The sequence below is a fragment of the Nostoc sp. 'Peltigera membranacea cyanobiont' 232 genome, assembly GCF_002245985.1.
GTDB lineage: Bacteria > Cyanobacteriota > Cyanobacteriia > Cyanobacteriales > Nostocaceae > Nostoc.
The window spans coordinates 93,623-112,722 of record NZ_NOLK01000008.1; the positions used below are offsets into that span (position 1 = coordinate 93,623).

Annotated in this window: 15 protein-coding genes; 5 read left to right on the plus strand and 10 right to left on the minus strand. The window is 40.9% G+C overall.

Features of this window, described 5'->3' with window-relative positions:
* Window positions 1-3: 3 nt before the first annotated feature.
* Complete coding sequence (locus CDG79_RS04725) at window positions 4-987, minus strand: CHAD domain-containing protein (RefSeq protein ID WP_094341099.1); 984 nt, start codon at window positions 985-987, stop codon at window positions 4-6.
* Window positions 988-1,287: 300 nt separating this feature from the next.
* On the opposite strand from CDG79_RS04725, the gene CDG79_RS04730 reads away from it, so the two are divergent.
* A complete protein-coding gene (locus tag CDG79_RS04730; RefSeq protein ID WP_094341100.1) occupies window positions 1,288-2,358 on the plus strand; it encodes a DUF3616 domain-containing protein in 1,071 nt (356 codons plus the stop codon).
* 16 nt (window positions 2,359-2,374) lie between these two features.
* Here CDG79_RS04730 and CDG79_RS04735 read toward each other — a convergent pair whose 3' ends face one another.
* The 3 genes from CDG79_RS04735 to CDG79_RS04745 form a co-directional block, all read right to left on the minus strand.
* Window positions 2,375-2,779 carry an NIL domain-containing protein gene (locus CDG79_RS04735; protein ID WP_012411079.1) on the minus strand — a complete coding sequence of 135 codons (405 nt, stop codon included), beginning with the start codon at window positions 2,777-2,779 and terminating at the stop codon, window positions 2,375-2,377.
* Window positions 2,780-3,180: 401 nt separating this feature from the next.
* Entirely contained in the window at window positions 3,181-4,329 is a 1,149-nt protein-coding gene (locus CDG79_RS04740; protein ID WP_094341101.1) for an alanine--glyoxylate aminotransferase family protein, read from the minus strand.
* A gap of 754 nt (window positions 4,330-5,083) precedes the next feature.
* On the minus strand, window positions 5,084-5,542 hold the full coding sequence (locus CDG79_RS04745) for a response regulator (protein ID WP_223278010.1): 459 nt from the start codon (window positions 5,540-5,542) through the stop codon (window positions 5,084-5,086).
* Window positions 5,543-5,869: 327 nt separating this feature from the next.
* On the opposite strand from CDG79_RS04745, the gene CDG79_RS04750 reads away from it, so the two are divergent.
* The gene (locus CDG79_RS04750; RefSeq protein ID WP_094341102.1) at window positions 5,870-6,538 is read left to right on the plus strand and encodes a DUF1345 domain-containing protein; all 669 of its coding nucleotides are present in this window, start codon (window positions 5,870-5,872) and stop codon (window positions 6,536-6,538) included.
* Window positions 6,539-6,742: 204 nt separating this feature from the next.
* On the opposite strand, the gene CDG79_RS04755 is transcribed toward CDG79_RS04750, so the two are convergent.
* Both CDG79_RS04755 and CDG79_RS04760 read right to left on the minus strand, forming a co-directional pair.
* Window positions 6,743-7,474, minus strand: a complete 732-nt coding sequence (locus CDG79_RS04755) for a class I SAM-dependent methyltransferase (protein WP_094341103.1) — start codon at window positions 7,472-7,474, stop codon at window positions 6,743-6,745.
* Between the two features lie 320 nt (window positions 7,475-7,794).
* Window positions 7,795-10,212, minus strand: a complete 2,418-nt coding sequence (locus CDG79_RS04760) for an ATP-dependent helicase (protein ID WP_094341104.1) — start codon at window positions 10,210-10,212, stop codon at window positions 7,795-7,797.
* Between the two features lie 124 nt (window positions 10,213-10,336).
* Between CDG79_RS04760 and CDG79_RS04765 the strand changes: the two genes are divergently transcribed.
* Complete coding sequence (locus CDG79_RS04765) at window positions 10,337-11,566, plus strand: AAA family ATPase (protein ID WP_094341105.1); 1,230 nt, start codon at window positions 10,337-10,339, stop codon at window positions 11,564-11,566.
* Window positions 11,567-11,621: 55 nt separating this feature from the next.
* On the opposite strand, the gene CDG79_RS04770 is transcribed toward CDG79_RS04765, so the two are convergent.
* The gene (locus tag CDG79_RS04770; RefSeq protein ID WP_094341106.1) at window positions 11,622-12,710 is read right to left on the minus strand and encodes a RuBisCO accumulation factor 1; all 1,089 of its coding nucleotides are present in this window, start codon (window positions 12,708-12,710) and stop codon (window positions 11,622-11,624) included.
* 716 nt (window positions 12,711-13,426) lie between these two features.
* On the opposite strand from CDG79_RS04770, the gene CDG79_RS04775 reads away from it, so the two are divergent.
* Window positions 13,427-13,582 (plus strand): DUF2256 domain-containing protein, encoded by a 156-nt coding sequence (locus CDG79_RS04775; RefSeq protein ID WP_094341107.1) that lies wholly within the window; start codon window positions 13,427-13,429, stop codon window positions 13,580-13,582.
* Between the two features lie 121 nt (window positions 13,583-13,703).
* Entirely contained in the window at window positions 13,704-14,657 is a 954-nt protein-coding gene (locus CDG79_RS04780) for an isoaspartyl peptidase/L-asparaginase (RefSeq protein WP_094341108.1), read from the plus strand.
* Here the strand turns inward: CDG79_RS04780 and CDG79_RS04785 are convergent.
* From CDG79_RS04785 to CDG79_RS04800, 3 genes are all read right to left on the minus strand, one after another.
* Window positions 14,648-15,070 (minus strand): DUF29 family protein, encoded by a 423-nt coding sequence (locus tag CDG79_RS04785; protein ID WP_094341109.1) that lies wholly within the window; start codon window positions 15,068-15,070, stop codon window positions 14,648-14,650. The two genes, CDG79_RS04780 and CDG79_RS04785, sit on opposite strands and share 10 nt — an antisense overlap.
* A 482-nt stretch (window positions 15,071-15,552) precedes the next feature.
* Window positions 15,553-16,905, minus strand: a complete 1,353-nt coding sequence (glmU, locus tag CDG79_RS04795; protein WP_094341110.1) for a bifunctional UDP-N-acetylglucosamine diphosphorylase/glucosamine-1-phosphate N-acetyltransferase GlmU — start codon at window positions 16,903-16,905, stop codon at window positions 15,553-15,555.
* Between the two features lie 188 nt (window positions 16,906-17,093).
* Window positions 17,094-18,329 carry a response regulator gene (locus CDG79_RS04800; protein WP_094341111.1) on the minus strand — a complete coding sequence of 412 codons (1,236 nt, stop codon included), beginning with the start codon at window positions 18,327-18,329 and terminating at the stop codon, window positions 17,094-17,096.
* Window positions 18,330-19,100 lie beyond the last annotated feature (771 nt).

Here is a 19,100-nt window from a genome sequence, read left to right on the forward strand (position 1 = left end):
AGTTCACTTTATTACTCCTGAAAGCGGGTGCAGTATTGTTAAATGAAAGCTATGCCTAGTTTCAGCTTTCAGATACCGTTCTTGCAAAGGCTGCCACTGCTGCCACGACTGGTAACGATTTTCAGTTAGCAAAGTAGCAAGAGTAGGCAACTCGGTCTGAATTTCTGATTTGAATACATTTTCAAGCCAGTCAGTTAAGACAGCACTATCTTGCATAGTACCCAAAATTTCTTGGATACTTTTCACTTCTGTAAGATAAGCTTCATAAGACTCGCCATATAAGTCAGTAAATAACTCCATCTGGTAGCGGATGCGTTTAGCTTCTTTTCGCAAACTATGAAGAATTTCGCCTTCTGTTGTCAATTGTTTTTCGATCTTTTCTGGTTCCCAGTTTTTCTGGATTTTCAGTTCTGAATCGACAAATTGAGTGCCAACTAACCAACCTGGATGTAGTAAGAAGTTACTCACTTCTGGTAAAAGTAAATCTGGTAGTACTTGCTGAATAGTAATAGATGCCAAAGGTAGATAACTTGGTTTATCCAACCACTTATCTAATGTCTCTTTTAAAGACTTGTAAGATTCATCTTTTAACGTTTTCTGCACACTCGATAGTACATCTTCACGTTGTTTAGCTAAAGCTGTGAAAGCTGTTTGTAGAGATTCTTGTTCTTTGCGGGGTAAGTTTGGTTTGTAATTGTTTTCCAAACTTTCTTTGAGTACATCTAAATCTCGGAGATTACCAAGACGACGGGCTATTTTACCAATATTTTTATCGCTGACTGGTTTCGACATATCTAACGCTAGCTCAAACCTAGTTACAGCTGTCCGTAAGCGACGCATCCCCACTCGCATTTGATGCAGTGCTTCTGGATCTTCATCTTTCTTTACTGATTTTTCCCACTTCCAGGTTTTCTTAACGTGTTTTTGAATAGCTTGGTAGGCGTAGTCCCCTAGAGTTTTTACCGTGGGTTTTGTAGCTAATTTCATAATTTATCTTAATGACATACCTCATGAGGTGATTGCATAATAACATTAGTTAAAAGTTTGTATCTCATCTAATAGTATTGTTATATTTTTTCGTCCATGATAATTAACAGTTTTTCTTATAACTATTGATAGATGCTGCATATTTATAGATAAAATATACAACATCTATCAATAGGTAAAGAGAAGACTTACCCGTTGCAATTTGATATGTACGATAGCTTCTAAAAATATTGAGATGACATTAAATTATTTATTATGATATCATAATAAATCTTTTTGTAACCATGAAGATGATTTAAAATGTCAAACTCACATTTGTGTAATCAAGTTTTATTGACTTTTGTAGATAATTTTAAAGAACATAGAGAAGACTTATCAGCAGTGCTGCTAACACATCACAAGTATTTATGGTTAGGGTCAGATGAAACCTCAACTATTGAGCGTCTATCTTTAGCTGATACTGATAAATTTACAGAGCATCAACAATTTAGAGTAGCAGAATTTATCGACTTACCTGCACCAGAAGATCGAGAAATTGATATAGAAGGACTTGCTTACACTGATGATTATCTATGGTTTGTTGGTTCTCATAGCTACAAACGTAAAAAACCCAAACTCGATGATAAGACTGATGTCCAAAACTTTAAAAGGCTGGCAAAAATTGAGTCAGAACCTAATCGTTACGTCTTAGGACGGATTCCTTTAATAGACGGGAAGTTATTCTCATCTTACCCACATCCCCAAAATCCAGATGTGCAGTTGAGTGCTGCTAAACTAGAGATAACGGAACAGGGTAATTTGCTGATGACAGCTTTGGCAGACGATCCCCATTTAGGCTTGTTTATCAAAGCATTAATTCCAGGAAAAGATAACGGTTTTGATATTGAAGGAATAGGTGTTTATCAAAACCGGATTTTTTTGGGTTTGCGTGGGCCTGTATTGCGGGGTTGGGCTGTGATACTGGAAATTGAGTTAGAAGATTCTAGCGCTGGAATTCTAAAACTGCGGCAAATTGGAGAAGCGAAGGAGTTATATAAAAAGCATTTTATCTGGTTGAATGGCTTGGGAATTCGGGATTTGTGTGTAGATGGAAAAGATTTGTTGATTTTAGCCGGCCCAACGATGGATTTAGATGGGCCCATGCAAGTGTATCGTTGGACAAATGGCATTAACTTGCGAGAAAATATCTTCAGCAATCCAGATTTTATACAAGATATTCCCTATGGAAATCGGGAAGATCGTGCTGAAGGAATGGCGCTGTTTCAGGATGTAGCTGGTATACCTTCGCTATTGGTGGTTTATGACTCTCCAGCCAAAACTAGGTTGGTGGGTGATGGTGGTGTAGTAGCAGATGTGTTTAAGCTGGAATAGGATCAATTTTGGATTGTTAAAGGTTAGTAGAGATTGCTTGTACGGGACAAGTGGGGATACACTGTTCGCAAACGATACAACGCGATCGCGTGAATGTCAGTTTATACGTCTCAGGGTGGAGAGTCAGGGCTTCAGTAGGACAAACCCCAGTACACAAGCCACAATGGACACACACATCCTCATCGATCGCAATTTCGCCTAAAGTATAAGAAACGTTAACATGCCGCGATCGCATCCATTCGATAGCAGCATCTAATTGATCGATATCTCCAGCTAGTTCCACTACCAGTTTGCCAATTTGATTTGGGGCAACTTGGGCGCGGATAATATTGGCAGCGACGTTGAACTCTTTGGCCAGTACATAAGTGACTGGCATTTGCACAGCGCGTTTCGGGAAGGTGAGTGTTACTCTTTTTTTCACAGGTTTAGCAGAGGGTTTTTTCTGTTGTAGCGTATTGAAAGTTTTATAACTCGAAATTGACTAAATACCTCCAAAAGTCTCTAGTACCGCAAGGCGTAATTCGTAATTCGTAATTCGTAATTCGTAATTCGTAATTCGTAATTCGTAATTCGTAATTCGTAATTCGTAATTCGTAATTCGTAATTCGTAAGGGTTCTAGACATTTCCAATGGTTGGTTTATTTCCGCCGTGTTGTACTAGTCTACTGAAGTAGACTTTAGCTGTTAGCCTTGAACTGAAGTTCAAGGCGTGTGATGAAGCTAACAGTTAGGCTATTCCTAGCTTAAGTTGAAACTAATGATAACTGTAGTAGCAGATAAAGTGCGTTAAGCTACCGTTAACGCACTTGTTTAGCCGAAAAACTACTTAGGCAAAACCTGCCGCAGTGCTGCTAAAAGTTGGTCAACACTTTCCTTTCGACTATTAAAGCCCATCAATCCCACGCGCCAGACTTTACCAGCGAGTTCGCCAAGACCACCACCAATCTCAATATTATGTTCATTGAGTAACTGTTGTGCGATCGCTTTCCCATCTACTCCTGTTGGAATGCAAACAGTGGTAAGGGTTGGTAGTCTATACTCTTGTTTAACGTGCATACTCAGTCCTAAATTCTCCAACCCTTCCCAGAGATACTCTACGTTTTTCTGATGCCTTTGCCAGGAGTTTGCTAATCCCTCTTCTGCAAGCAAACGTAGTGCTTCCCGCAATGCGTAATATAAATTAATCGGTGCTGTGTGGTGATAGGTGCGTTCCGCGCCCCAATACTTACCCAGTAACGACATATCCAAATACCAGTTTGCAACCTTTGTTGGGCGCTGTTGCAATTTCTCAACTGCACGCGCACTCATAGTAAAAGGCGAAGCACCAGGCGGACAACCCAACCCTTTTTGGCTACAACTATAGGCTAAGTCAACTCCCCAAGCATCCAAAAACAATGGAACGCCACCCAAACTTGTCACAGTATCCACCAGCAGCAAAGTGCCAAATTCACGACACAAATCAGCCACTCCTTCTAAGGGTTGCCGTGCGCCGGTGGAAGTTTCGGCATGAACTAGAGCTAAAATAGCCGGACGATGAGTTTCTAAGGCAGTCTTGAGTTCATCTAGGTTGAAGACTTGTCCCCAAGGTTTGGTAATGCTTCGCACATCAGCACCATAACGTCCAGCCATATCTACGAGGCGATTACCAAAATAACCAGCTACACCAATCAAAACTACATTACCAGGTTCAACAGCATTAGCGATCGTTGCTTCCATTGCGGCTGTTCCCGTACCACTGACTGCAATGGTGAGTGGGTTTTCTGTCTGCCATACGTAGCGTAGCAATGACTGAATTTCATCCATGAGTGCGAGAAAAGTTGGGTCAAGATGACCAACTGGTGAGGTATTCATCGCCTGGAGAACTGTGGGATGGGCATTCGATGGCCCAGGCCCCAACAGTAGACGAGATGGGATTTCTAGTGGTGTGAGTTGCAAGCGCCCAGAGTCGTTGATTGAAATTGTTTGCGTCATAATCTGTCTTCGCCTAGACGATACTTACCGCATCATATAGGAGTCCTATTTCATTTTTGAAAAAACTCAGTACAACTTGAAAAGTCTGTTTCTCTATTGCTTGTTGTATGCAGTTCCTGAACGAACTTTGTCGGAAATTAGCTTTAAACATAAATAAGACAAGATTTTTGTATCAATTTATAAGTTGTCTTTTATTTAACTGACTTTGAAAGCTTTTTACCTAATCAACATATTTCCTTTTTTCATAAAGGATTGGAGGTACTTTTTATGCCTGCAAATTTCTGAAGTCTCATTGACTAAATTAGTGTATTTACTGAGGGAAAGAATTTATTTTATTCCTAGATTGAATGCATCTACCATAAATTACCTGCAAAAATTTTCATTTTTGCTCAATATCAGGTACTTAGGATATTTCTGAATAATAAATTACCGGGTCAGTTAAAAGAGTCCTTTTCCCAGTAGGGAATCAGAGCTACTCAATTGCTTTATCGGGTAATTTATTTTCCGGAAATCATCTAAACATGGCAATAAAGCCTATAAGCTAGATTTAGCAATAAATACAGGCTTTTTTTGTTGAAAAAGAAGACTGGCATTAAGAGCGATCGCATCACCAATATTTTATTGAATCTGTCATTTGCCAGAAGATGCGATTGTGCCGATTAGCTTACTATTCAAAACACCAAAAATTAATGGCTCACATCAGCCAAGTAACACTTTTTTACAATCATGGAGCTTCGACCCCAACTTAGCCCTTCTAAGCAGAACTGGACAGTAGCTGCACAACCTCATCCACGATTGACTCTGGACTCTCAAGCTTGACTAGAAATCGATCAAAGCCAGCATCCAAAGACTTACGACTTGAAACTTCCCGTGTATAAGAAGTGATGGCGATCGCTGGTAACTGCCTTAATAATGAGCTTGAATGTACACGAATTTGCTCGATCAACCAGTTCCCATCACGATTGGGCAACTTCACATTCGATAGCAAAAGATCGGGATGAAATAATTCGAGCATGGATAAGGCTGCTTCTGCGTCCATTAAAGCCATTACCTCTGCACCTGCTGTTTCCAAAATGAAAATCAGCAAGTCTGCAATATCTGGCTCATCCTCTACCAACAAAATCCTGATTCCAACAAGGTGCTGGGGCGAATTTAACTTACTTTCTCGATTATTCATTTGACCTGTCGCTATGCCGTCTTTTGATTTGCTCATACGGCTTATCTCTTCATCTATAAACACATTCACTCAATTGAGTGGCTTTTGCTATTGCACTACAGGCTTAGTCAAAGGGTGAAATTCATTCTTATATTGTTTAAGCATTCTTGCCAAGCTACCCTCTCTGGTCGTATTTTTAAATTAAACGATCCAGTAGAGAAGCGATCGGATGGTTAAATTGGGAGTACTATACCTGTGGTGGACAGAACTAACGCAAACTCTGCGCTCTCTCCCGTTTTATAATTACAGTTCAACTTACCTTTGTGTATAAGTTGTCTATAACTGTGATATCTCCTTGCTTAAAAATGTTCTGAATCTATATTTGTGAAACTTAACTTATTTAAAAACTTTGACTCTCGACCCCGACTAATCATTGCTGTCGGACTCGCTGTATTAGTTTCTGTAATACTTCCACATTTACTGCACTTACCGACTCGCATTCTCTGCGCTTGGAACTCCGGTGTTGACTTTTTCTTAGCTGTAACCTGGTGGAAAATGATCGTGGCTACACCAGAAAAAATTCGTCGTTATGCGGAGAGTGAATATGAAGGGCATTTGGCTATATTCCTGCTAGTGATAGCTGCGGCTTGTGCTAGTGTTTTAGCTATTGGGTTTTTGCTAACTGACAAAAAAGAATTGTCAACAATTCTGCTTACTCTACATGTCGTACTTGCAATTATAACCATTGTTGGTTCCTGGTTACTAGTGCATACGATGTTTGCAGTGCAATATGCACACAGCTATTACAAATATATTAACCATAAAAATAGTGAAGAAATTACCGGAGGTTTGGATTTTCCTAATAACGACTATCCAGACTATTGGGAATTTTTATATTATTCATTTGTAATTGGCATGACCAGTCAAGTTTCAGACGTGCAGACGACATCAAGCAACATGAGGCGCTTGACTTTGTTACATGGCATATTATCCTTCTTTTTCAATACCACCATTTTAGCTATGAGTATTAATATCATTGCATCGCTGATTTAAAATTTGCTTGATTTCTTTAGCCAAAAAGGTGATTATTTGCTTCTTTAATTCCAAAAAAAGGAAATTATATTCCCAGCCCAGCTTTTTAGCATGTAACTTAAGTTGAGAAGAATGCACTTATTTAGTCAATGTCCGATCGGATATCGATAGTCGTATAGAAAGCTACACTATGCTGTAAGTTAGTGTCATAACCTCTTACTAAGACTAATTATTGTTTTGATTATAACGCCACAGACCTAAGGATAAATTATTCTTAGGTATTTTTTGATTGCGGTTATCAAGCTCAAAATAGAACTTACCGAGATAGTTATCTAATATTCTCACATGAACATTATTCAGGTGGTAATACAAAGGATAAATTCCTACTAGCTCAAATCCCTTCTTGGGAAGAATCTGATTGTAGGTATCAAGACATCTCGCTTTGACATGGCTGCCTATCTGCTTGTCAGAAGAACCACCAAACCAATCTGTCAAAAGCAACAGTCCACCATCTTTAATGCTTTTAGCAATGTTGTCGAAAGCCTGGTTAAAAAGGTTAGAATCAACAATATGGTATACCACATCCCAGATGTTGATTATGTCAAATTTCTGATAAAAAAGACTAAAATTAGGATCGGTTATATCCTGTGTGTAGAATTCACCTTCATACTTTTGCTTAAGCTTTTTGATGCTTACATCAGTAATATCGATACCAGTGATATTTGCTCCTTTTTCGACATACCAATTAACGAAAAAACCTGTACCGCAGCCAATATCAAGTACATTCTTCCCTTGTAAGGTCGTTCCACTTAGACAAGATTCTATACACAGAGCTTTTCTGCGGTAAAGCCAACTGTTATAAGACTCACTAAATCCTATATGACCTACACCTTTGAGTGTAAAATTATTATTTAGTCGTTGCTCCCAATATTGCCTTGGATTGTAAGTAGTTTTCATGCAAATCCTCCCCTAAGACTTTGAGAATGCAATTTAAATGAATACTACATGAAAACTTAGCCTTAAGTTGAATATTTTTCTCCGCTACATAAAAATTAAATTTTATATTCAATATATATCTATGCTAAATATATCTATGCTAACTTTCTGATTAAAATTAAGTAGGCAAGCACAAATAAATATAACTATGTAACGAAAAGTAAAAGCAGTGAAAACCTTGTGATTGCTTCACTCCACTTCATTGCGTTCGCAATGACATAGTTATAAATTTTCTCACCCACCTACTTACTTGGTGGGAAAAATCTAGAAGATTTATTTAGCTAGATGTAAGCCAAATTCGCCACAGATTCAGGAAATTGGCGCTTTAATGCTGGAAACACGGGACAAGGAGCTTGTTCTTGTAAATTCTCTGGTTTACTCCAAGTAAAGGGGGCTTTCTGTGCTGCTGACATCCACACCAGACGCTTGGCCCGTGTCATCGCAACGTAGAGTAAACGGTACTCCTCAGATATTTTCAACTGCTTTGCTTGTTCCCATGCTTGTGTGACATCTGGGATGGTAGATTCTCCGTGGAGAGTAGCACGAATTTGGGCGCGGGCTACTTCTGATAAGGTAAAATCCCCTAAAAACTGGCTTTGAGGAGGAACCCAAAATCTCCCAGGAATTAAGTTTTCGTGGAGAAAGGGAAGAAATACATAGTCCCAATCCAGCCCTTTGGCTTTGTGCATGGTAATAATGGTCAGTTGACCGCGACGAGTATAACGTTCCTCTGAATCTTCGGTTTCCACTGGTTCAAACCGTTCGGAACTGACGATTTCACTTAAAGCTGACAGCATTCCCCCCATTGAACTATTGCCAGCTATCTGCTGGTTTACCCGTTCTGCAAGTTTGTCAGCAGTTGCTAATTCTGCCTGGTCGTAATTTAAGGTTAAGGCGAGAAAGGAAATTAGCTGGTAAAGGGGCAATTCCAAGCGGGCGCGAAGTAAATTGCGACACAAGCGTGCGGCTTTTTGGACTGTTTCTGCCTGGGGTGCTGCTAGGGGGCCAGGATACAAAAATTCTTCTGGTAAACTAGCAAGGGCGTTGAGGTCTTGGGTAGGAATTAGCTGGCGCTGTACTAATGCTTCTAATGCGGCTTTGAGGTAATCGGGGGAGTGGGGGCGATCGCAAAATTGCAGCAATGCTAAAATCTCTTGGGGAACATGAGAACGGCGATCGCGTTCTCCCACATCGTAAAGTGTAATTTTATGCTCTTTGCATATAGATGCTAGAGCCTCTCCTAACCATCTTCCTTGGCGATTTTCTCGCACTAAAATCGCTGCACTATTTTGTGTTGGATCTTCGCCAAATAACTCAACTACTCTTTTAGATAGCAATTCAACGGTGTGATGAATGTCACGCGGGGTATAAAGTTCTAATCCCCGCCCTATTGGTGCTGGATTGGCGTTCTTTTGCGGATCTCCGGTTTCAACAGGGCGAATTGTTTGTAAGCGAAATGGTACTTGTCGGTTGTCAGGAGTCTGTTGTCCGTTATTCGTTTTTGCTAAGGACTGATTATTGATCCATTTGAGGGCAAAGTTAGCGGCCTCAATGATAATTCTACTACTGCGACCAGCTCGATCCATCGTTGCCAATCGTTCGATGCGATCGCACTCTTCGCAAAATTGCCGAAAATAAATCGGATCGGCTGGGGTGAAGGTAGAGTTAATCGCCTGATTTGGATCGCCAACTCGGACTAGATTAAGTGAGGAGTTAGAGACGCGATTAATCGCGTCTGTACAAGAGTTATCTCCCCCATCACGTGCCAAAATTTCCAACAGCTGCGTTTGTAGCGGGCTAGAATCTTGGGCTTCGTCTTCAAATACGGCGAAAACTTGGTTTTGCTCGATGCGACGGGCGCTGTCGTTTTCTAAAACGCGCAGTGCGGCTAAAATCATATCGTCGTAATCGATGAAATCACGCGATCGCATTAAGTTTTGATATTGCTCATACAATCCCGCCGCTACGCTCAAAATTGTATATTCGTCTGTGGTTTGTCTACTCCACTCCCGCAATTTTTCTGGCGATATCCCCGAACTTTTTGCTTCATGAATTACCGTATTCGCTAATTCCGGCAATACTTCTGTTCGCAGCACCGATTGGCGACGCAACCTTTCTGTCTCTTCTCCGTCAAATTGATGACCTTCCAATAACCGTAAATATATTCTGGGATTATTTGCAATCCATTGTTCTACAGCTGTTCGGATAAAGCGATGACTTTGGGTTGGTGTAATTAATGTGACATTTTCTAACTGCAAACCCGATAAATCAGAATGGCGACTAGCAATGTTCAACGCTAAACCATGTAAGGTATAGACAAAAAAGCCCGTCTGAGGTAGAGATAAATCATCTCGTAAGAATTTGCGGATCTTCGCTTTAATGTTGGCAGCAGCAGAACGAGTAAAGGTGACAACCACCAGATGACGACGCGAGGATGGGCGCGACTGGGCATAACGTTCATATTGACGGGCGATCGCGATCGCTGCCGCCGCCGCCATCCCAGTAGATTTACCTGCGCCAGGAACGGCAGAAATAGCCAAAGGGCCAGATCCCCAGTCAGCCATTTGTTGTTGTCCGGGGCGTAGACTGTTGCGAATTGCGAGAATTTTATCTCGCAGAGAAGGAACAGGCGATCGCTCAGACAATTCTGAATGGAGTGATTCTTGAGCCACAGGAGCAATAAATTTAGAGTCTGACATATCAAATTTTATATTTGGAAGAATAATTCTTTAAGTAAGAATTCACAATTCAGCCATCTTAATGTTAGATTAACTTAATTTGATATCTTTCTGAGCTTCTAACTAAGCATAAAAATAAATAAACATGAAAATTAAAAAACTAATTACACATGCCCTGAGCTTATCTAATAATGCTATCTCTTATCATGTTAGTCAGGAGCTAGCAGCTATTTATCCTAAAAAAGCCTTGCTGGAAAGTAATGATAGTTCCTTCAATTTAGAAAAGTATGCTGAGGCAAATTTATGCAAAATTAAATATGATAATCAGATCCATAACCAGATGCTTACTGGTTGGAATGGCATGGAAAACGAAATTTATAAATATACTGAAAATGCCAGGTTTCAAGTTTCATGGCAAGGGAATAAACTTGATGTCCTCTTAATGAGTTGGAATGAAGGTTATTGTAAAACTCGCTATTCTTGGATTTTGGCGGATAGCAAAGAAGTAGCTGAAAACTTTTTCGCCGCAGTTTGTGAATGGAACTCAGAAATTCGTGACGAACTTTTAGTTTTTGAAGATGGTTGCTGGGATAAAAATCCAGACCTATTTCAATCTATTCAAAGCGCAACTTTTGATAATCTCATTTTACATAGAACTCTTAAACAAGATATTCAAGATGACCTAATCAACTTTTTTGCTTCCCGCGAAACTTACGCAAATTACAGCGTTCCTTGGAAACGTGGTATTTTGTTTATTGGCTCACCAGGAAATGGGAAAACTCATACAGTTAAAGCGTTGATTAACCAAATGCAGCAGCCTTGCTTATACGTTAAAAGCTTTAAGTCCGAGTATGCTACTGATAGCGATAATATCCGTAAAGTATTCAACCAAGCACGACAGTCTGCCCCGTGTGTTTTGGTATTAGAAGATATTGATTCTCTACTGAATGATGAAAACCGCTCTTTCTTTTTAAATGAGCTTGATGGCTTTGCCTCTAATCAAGGGATTGTGACTATTGCGACTACTAATCATCCAGAACGTTTAGATTCTGCAATTAGCAATCGCCCCAGTCGCTTCGATCGCAAATATCATTTTGACCTGCCAGCTATCCCCGAACGAGAAGCCTACATCACATTGTGGAATGAAAAATTAAAAAGTGCGATGGGCTTGTCTGAACAAGCTGTGAGTCAGATAGTTGAATTAACAGAAGGCTTTTCTTTTGCCTATCTCAAAGAATTATTTCTCTCATCAATGATTCGTTGGATGGGAACGATGGAAACTGGGGCGCTAGAGAAAATCATGATTTCTCAAGTTGCAATTTTGCGAGAACAAATGAGCAGCGCAACTGTTAGCAGCAAAGATTTAGAAAATTAAAATGGAAATTGATCGGAACAGAATTCAGAATTCTGACTCCTGAATTCTTCTTCAATTATTCATCAATTTGCCAGGAATCCTTAGTTAATTCTTCGTCCAGAATTTTCTTAGGACGCACAATGATAATAATTTGTCCTAGTAGAGGAATTTCTGGCTCAGTTTCAAACCACTGAAACTCTAATTCACCACCATTTTCAATGACAAAATAGCTAGAGGCATCCCATTCTCGTTTGGCACGATCTACCACAACTACAACGGGCCCTAGTTGGCTTTGAGTTTGGACGGGGAAGCGATCGCTATTCGCTAAAATCACTACTGGATCTTCTGCTGCTAACAGCACTTGCCAACCTGGTAATGGTACCCAAGCTTGCTCTCCAGAAAACTTAACCAGGCGAAATGGTTCAATTTCTGTCAAAATCGGCACAGATTGTAAGTCTTTTCGTGACAATGGCAACTCGCCTACCACGGGCAAAATTCGGGGTAATTGTTCTTCAAATTCCAGGCGGTAAAAGGGTAAAATTGGTGCTGGACGCTGGGGAACGCTAGTAAAATCAGTCAGAAGCTGTTCGATTTGTTTCCTGGCTGCTGGCGTGTAAGCAAAACGCAAACCTTTAGCGATCAGGCGCGATCGCTGTTGTAAATCTGTATTTTGGCGTGCCAGTTTCCAAACTTGGTGAGCAACGGCATCTCCAGGATGGGCAGAAAATCCTTCTGGCAAAGTCCGGTAATAAGAGAACTCTTTAATTGCTTTTGCCACTTCCTTCACTTCATCAGCATCGATTTTGTGGAGGAAGATCAGTTCGGCGGCGGCGGCGCGTTCTTCTTGAGTGAGCAAACGCAGTTCGTATAAAACATCACTGCCGCGTGTGGCGTAGTGCGATCGCGTTTCTGCCGATACTCCAGAGTTTTCCAAAGAATTGTAAACTTGGGAACCGACAACCACCTGATTTTGTTGAATCGGCTCAAATCCAGTCGCCTCAAAAATTTCTTGGGGGTTGTAACCGGTTTTTAGCAACGAGGCGATCGCTGTTCCCCATTCCACCCAGTTACCTTGTTTTTGCCTCAGCCTTCGTAGTAATTCTTGTGCTACATCGTTGGTAGCATTTTCTTCGGGATTCTGAGCGTTGGGTGGTAGATCAGTCATAAGAATACGCAGTATGCAAGAAACTCAGCGTCTTTAAACCTGAGAGGGAAGCGACACGAACGGTTTTAACCGCAGTTAATTTTAGGACTTACGCGAAACGAGATGCTGTAAGGGCAATTTATGAATTGCTCTAAGAAGAAAATCTTTCTTTTCGGCTATTGTTTGCGTAAGTCCTGAATTTGAGAAGTTGATTAACACTTCATGAGCAAGTTTAATTCTAATCTAATGCGATTTGACTGTGATTTAATAAAAGATTTTTTAACCGCAGATCCGCAATGGGCGCAAAGAGAAGAAAGAGATTTTAGAAGTCACATTGAAAAAGCTAGTTCTATAAATACTTAACCCAAGCTTGACTATGCTGTGTAAAACTCTCCCTAGACAAATGTAAGTAGAACAGGGTAAATAATTAAAGGTTTGTAGTGAGAACTTTAGGTCTCAAATCAGGACTAAAGTCCTTACTACGAACTGATTTTCGCTAAAATTACATTACTTTACATAGTTTGTTTTTTTCAAGTCGTTCTACTTATATATTTACTTGAGGTTGAGTTATTTGCCGATAATTTTGTGTTCCCAGATACATAGCTAAAAAATAAATCTTAGGAGAGATTGACATTACATTTTTTCTGTGAAGGTTTACTTCCTTTGTAGGAAACTGGTTATAATTATTTTCCACCTCTCTCAGAAATCAAATTCTCATATACACACACAGTATTTATATGGGACGTGTTCGTTCTAAATCTGACCTACCTACAAAAATCTGTCCGGTATGTCAACGTCCTTTCACATGGCGTAAAAAGTGGCAAGATTGCTGGGACGATGTGAAATACTGCTCAGAACGTTGTCGTCGTCGTCGTTCTGAAGCGAAAACTTAAAGGGACTGGGGACTGGGGACTGGGGAATAAATTCTTCTTCCCAATACCCAATACCTAATCCCTAATCCCCATTCCCCAATAAAACTAACCGCAACACAGACGCAAATAGCGCAGGGGATTAATGGAGTCACAGGTGCAACCTAAATTAATTATTCATGGAGGGGCTGGTAGTTCTCTCCACGGTAAAGGAGGATTAGAGGCGGTGCGCCGATCGCTCCATACAGTAATAGAAGAAGTCTATTCTCTGCTATTGTCAGGAGCAACTGCTTCTGAGGCGGTGGTGCATGGTTGCCAAATGCTCGAAGACAATCCCCGCTTTAATGCTGGTACTGGTTCAGTACTGCAATCTGATGGGCAAATTCGCATGAGTGCTTCCCTGATGGATGGCGCATTAGGGCGGTTTAGTGGCGTGATTAATATTTCGCGGGTAAAAAATCCCATTGAGTTGGCACAGTTTTTACAAAATTCGCCAGATCGAGTCCTATCAGATTTCGGCTCGGCTGAGTTGGCGCGGGAAATGCAACTTCCTAGCTATAACGCTTTAACTGATTTGCGGTTGCAAGAGTGGATGCAAGAACGCCAGGATAATTTTAAAAGTGCAATGGCTGGCGTGGTAGCAGAACCCGAACTGATAGAAACCAGTAATGCCGGACGTGGGACTATCGGTGTCGTAGCTTTAGATGCATCTGGTAGCCTAGCTGCTGGCACTTCCACTGGTGGTAAGGGCTTTGAGCGGATTGGCAGGGTAAGTGATTCTGCGATGCCAGCAGGTAATTATGCTACTAGTAATGCTGGTGTTAGCTGTACTGGAATTGGAGAAGATATCATCGATGAGTGTTTAGCCCCACGGATTGTAGTGCGTGTCACTGATGGAATGTCCCTGAAGGAGGCTATGGAGCGTTCCTTTGAGGAAGCGCACCAGAACAAACGGGATTTAGGAGCGATCGCTTTAGATGTGAGTGGAGCGATCGCTTGGGGCAAAACTAGCGAAATTTTACTCGCTGCTTACCACAACGGCGAAAAAATTGGTGATACTTTGGAATGGACTGGCGACGAACTGATTGGTTATTGTTGAATCAGTTCCAGCGCTTCGGCTAAAGTTTCTTGCTGGTTAACTATTGCTGCTAACTCTTGGGCTTCATAACTTCCCTCAAAAGCTTCTAGCGCCGCCCTTTTCAGTGCCACTTGATATCCTTGTTGCAGAATATCCATTAATTCTGTTTGATTCAAGTAAAAACCACCGGATTTGCGGCGCTTGTTTATTTTGTTGATTTCCCGCACCGTATTTTCTATCGAAACATCCCAAGAGCGAGTAGAACGTTTTTCAGCCTTTTGTTTAATTAAATGGATGAGAAGAATCACACCATAACTATCAATTTTATTGATTTTGTCACTGAGGCTCATTTCTTCTAACTCATCAACCAACAGCAGTGCCTCATAGATTTTGCCTTGTTCTAGAAGTTGCCTAAGTTCTAGCAGTTCTTCCATACTAAATTTTGTCTGTCTTGTTCTGATGACTTTTGGGACAAGCTAATCCACCATGAGATTGCTCAACCTACACTTTCTGCTAAGGGACTTCCAATTAAAAAAATATCCAATTTTGTAGGGTGCGTTAGCGACAGCGTAACGCACCGCCAGATATCTCGGTGCGTTACGGCTTTCGCCTAACACACCCTACTGTATATTTTATTTTTTGGAAGTCCCTAATTCACCTCAAAAAGAGCGCGTGACTTCTGTAATTAGCCTATCTTGGACTTCAGATGGGTCAGCTGTCTCAAAAAATAATTCCAACGCCTCAACTAAATTACTGCGTGCTTCTTCGATGGTGTCACCTTGGCTAGCAATATCGAATTCTGGACAAAGCGATACATAGCCATTTTCCTCACGCTCAATAGTCGCGGTCAGTTGTTTTATTTTCCTTATCTCTTACCTCTAGTTGAATCAGCTAATCTGATGATTTAATTATCGCTTTATTGGCTCTTCCTGCGCCAAGCAGGTTTCACTATCTGACGACTACGGGCAATCACCAGGGAATTATCAGGTACGTCTTCTGTGACTGTAGAACCAGCTGCAATGTAAACATCATCTCCCAAGGTGAGTGGAGCTACTAAAACGCTATTTGCACCAGTTTTTGTGCGATCGCCAATTGTTGTACGATGTTTCTTTACGCCGTCATAATTAGCAGTAATTGTCCCAGCACCAATATTCACCTGATTGCCGATAACACTATCACCTATATACGACAAATGGGCTGCATTTGTGCGATCGCCTAATTGAGTATTTTTTAATTCCACAAAATTCCCCACACGGCAATTAGCACCCACTTGTACCTGACCGCGCAAATGAGCATAAGGGCCAATTCGGCTTCCTGCCTGCACAGTGCTATCTGTTACTACTGAATACTGTACTCTGACATTTTCAGCTAAGTGACTATTTTCAATTAAACTCCCCGGCCCAATGTGACTTCCTGTTTGAATTACTGTATTTCCCCGCAGGTGAGTTTGGGGTTCAATAATTACATCCGGCTGTAATTCCACTGTTTCATCAATGGTGATACTTGTGGGGTCAATGAGAGTGACACCTGCTAGCATCCATTTTTCTTTGACTCGCCTTTGCAAAATTTCAGATGCTGTTGCTAGTTGCAGGCGATCGTTGATGCCGAGAATTTCTTGATAATCTTCCACATCCACGGCCATAACTTTTCCCACTTGAGTGACGGCATCAGTGAGATAGTATTCTTTTTGGGCATTGTTTGCCTGGAGATGGGGCAGTATCTTTGCTAAATCTGGCCAGTGAAAACAGTAAACCCCAGCGTTAATCCGGTGATTTTGTCTTTGAGCAGCAGTACAATCTTTGTGTTCAACCATAAGCTGCACAATATTTTCATCATTACAAAAAACTCGCCCGTAGCCTGTGGAATCGGATAGGTGTGAGGTGAGAATAGTGGCGGCGTTTTGATTTCGGGCATGAGTTTGTAACATCTGCTTGAGGGTTTCGCTGCGGATCAACGGTAAATCGCCGTTAAGTATTAGCAAATCCCCAGTGTAGTCTTCCAAGTGTGGAAGTAATTGCTGGATGGCATGACCTGTTCCCAATTGCACAGTCTGTTCGACAAACTCCAAATTGGGAATTGAATGCATGGCGGCTTGCACTTCCTTGGATTGATATCCCACAATTACGATTCGCCGTGAGGGGGAAAGTGGTTCTACACTTTCAAGAACTCTCTCGACTAGCGATCGCCCACCCAAAGAATGTAAAACTTTGGGTAAGCTTGATTTCATCCGTGTGCCGCGTCCCGCCGCTAGAATTGCTACAACTACCATAATTAGCTATCAGCTATCAGTGAAAGTTTTGATTAATGCTGTTGGTACTTTAAGATTTAGGCTCAAATCATACCAGCTAATCATAGAAGACTGAAATATACAATGAGTCAGGATAACTACTTTCCTCAAAAGCGAAGATTATAGTACCAATTCCCGCTCATGACAGCAGCGATAAATCATTATCCTCCCTACTTTTTCTCTTGATAAAATTGAATAAACTCTACAAACTCCTGCATTAGCTTAGGATTGCGCCAACCAGAATCAGCTTCTTTTTCCATCACTAAAAGTGCCTCTGCAAAAGTAAAAGCTCTTTTGTAAGGTCGTTCGCTAGTTAGGGCATCGTAAATATCAATTAACTGAAATACTTGTGCCAGAAAAGGAATATCATTGCCTTTAAGTCCATCAGGGTAGCCTGAACCATCCCAGCGTTCGTGGTGATGGCGAATTATGGGAATTACACCCTGCATACTGCGTAGTGGCTGGCAGATTCTTTCTCCAATTAAAACGTGCTGCTTCATGATCTGCCAATCTTCGGAGGTGAGTTCACCTTTTTTTAGCAGTATTGCATCGGGAATACCCACCTTGCCGATATCGTGGAGATAACCACCCCATCTCAAATCTCGAATTTGGTAGCGTGAGAGGCTGAGGTATTCACCAAAAAGTTGTCCCAGTTTTAATAGGCGTTGGCAATGGTCGCCGGTGTTAGGATCGCGACTTTCAATAGACATGGCAATGGAAAATAGTACTTGTTCGGCATGGTCTAAATCTTCGTTCAGACGCTTTTGCCGTACCAAGGACTTCACCCGCGCCGCCAGTTCCACACGATCGAAGGGTTTGGTGAGAAAATCATCTGCCCCAACTTCAATTCCCCGAATCCGCGATCGCCTGTCATTTAATGCTGTAATGAAAATCACTGGAATCAGTCTAGTCTGCTCATCCTGTTTGAGCAATTGACACACTTCAAATCCATCCATTCCTGGCATCATCACATCCAGCAAAATCAAATCTGGCTGTTTTTCAGTTACCAATCCCACAACAAGAGAACCACTGTCCGCCTCAATCACTTCGTATCCTTCCATCCCCAAGAGGGCAACAGCAGTCATACGGCTAGCGGCATGATCGTCAACTATTAAAACCTTCGGCGGATCTAAATCAAACCCATTCACTTTAGAACCTTTGGCTTGTAGTGTTCTAGAAACCAATGAATCATCACCATAATTAATATCAGATTTTATCCAAGAAGACATTGCTTGCTTATCTTTAAGCATCAGGTCTTCTTGAGATAAGCCTAAAGAATAAGCCTCCACATTATTCTGCGAGCCTACAACATGATTTGAACCGATACTCTTTACTGTGTTAGTGGGGTTTGACCCACTAACAATTTGTTCTGTAAAGTCTGGATGGTTGGATTTCCATTGAATCACAAAGGCACTCCAAGTTTTTGCACAAGTTAACAGTGTTAGATTTCAAAAAGAAATTTAATATTTGACTGTATCTAAGCCAGAGTTTTCATAGGGATTAATGCATTATGTAAAGCTGCCTCTCTAATTTTTTTTGCAGCTTGTATCTTTTATCTTACGAATAAGGGATGTCTTGTTGTCAAATTTTTTGCTTCTAGTTCCAGTATGATAAATTTGCACAAATGTTAAATCAGGTTTTTTACGGAGGTTTCTTAACACAAAAAACCTAGAAAGCACTGTAGTTGCTCGCTTTGTATTAAATTATAGGATTTTTAGTTAGAAGTCTTTATGGTAATCATTAAGTATACATATTTTTACTTACTTAGTTATCGTAATCTAAAAACACTGCCATAAAAAATGTAAAATTAGATACTATCATAGATTTTATTTATTTGCATCGGAAAAACTAATTACCTGAGGATCTAGAAAGGAAATCAGAATTTTTGGAAAATATAGATAATTTCTTTGGAATTAAGGATTGAGGAACTACTTGAGGTTGCGATCGCTGCCTAATAGTAATTTTTTGTTAAATTGCTCAAAATCACGCTCGATCGCACTTGGGGCTTGAGCAATTTGTTCAGAAAAACCTCACAGGTAATCGATATAAGAGTACTCCAAGAAAGAAAATGCCCAATTGTCGTTGCGAGCGAAGCGAAGCAATCGCAGCCCTTGGGATTGCTTCGCTTCGCTCGCAACGACGGGTTTTGGATCATTTATTTTTTGGAACACTCTAAA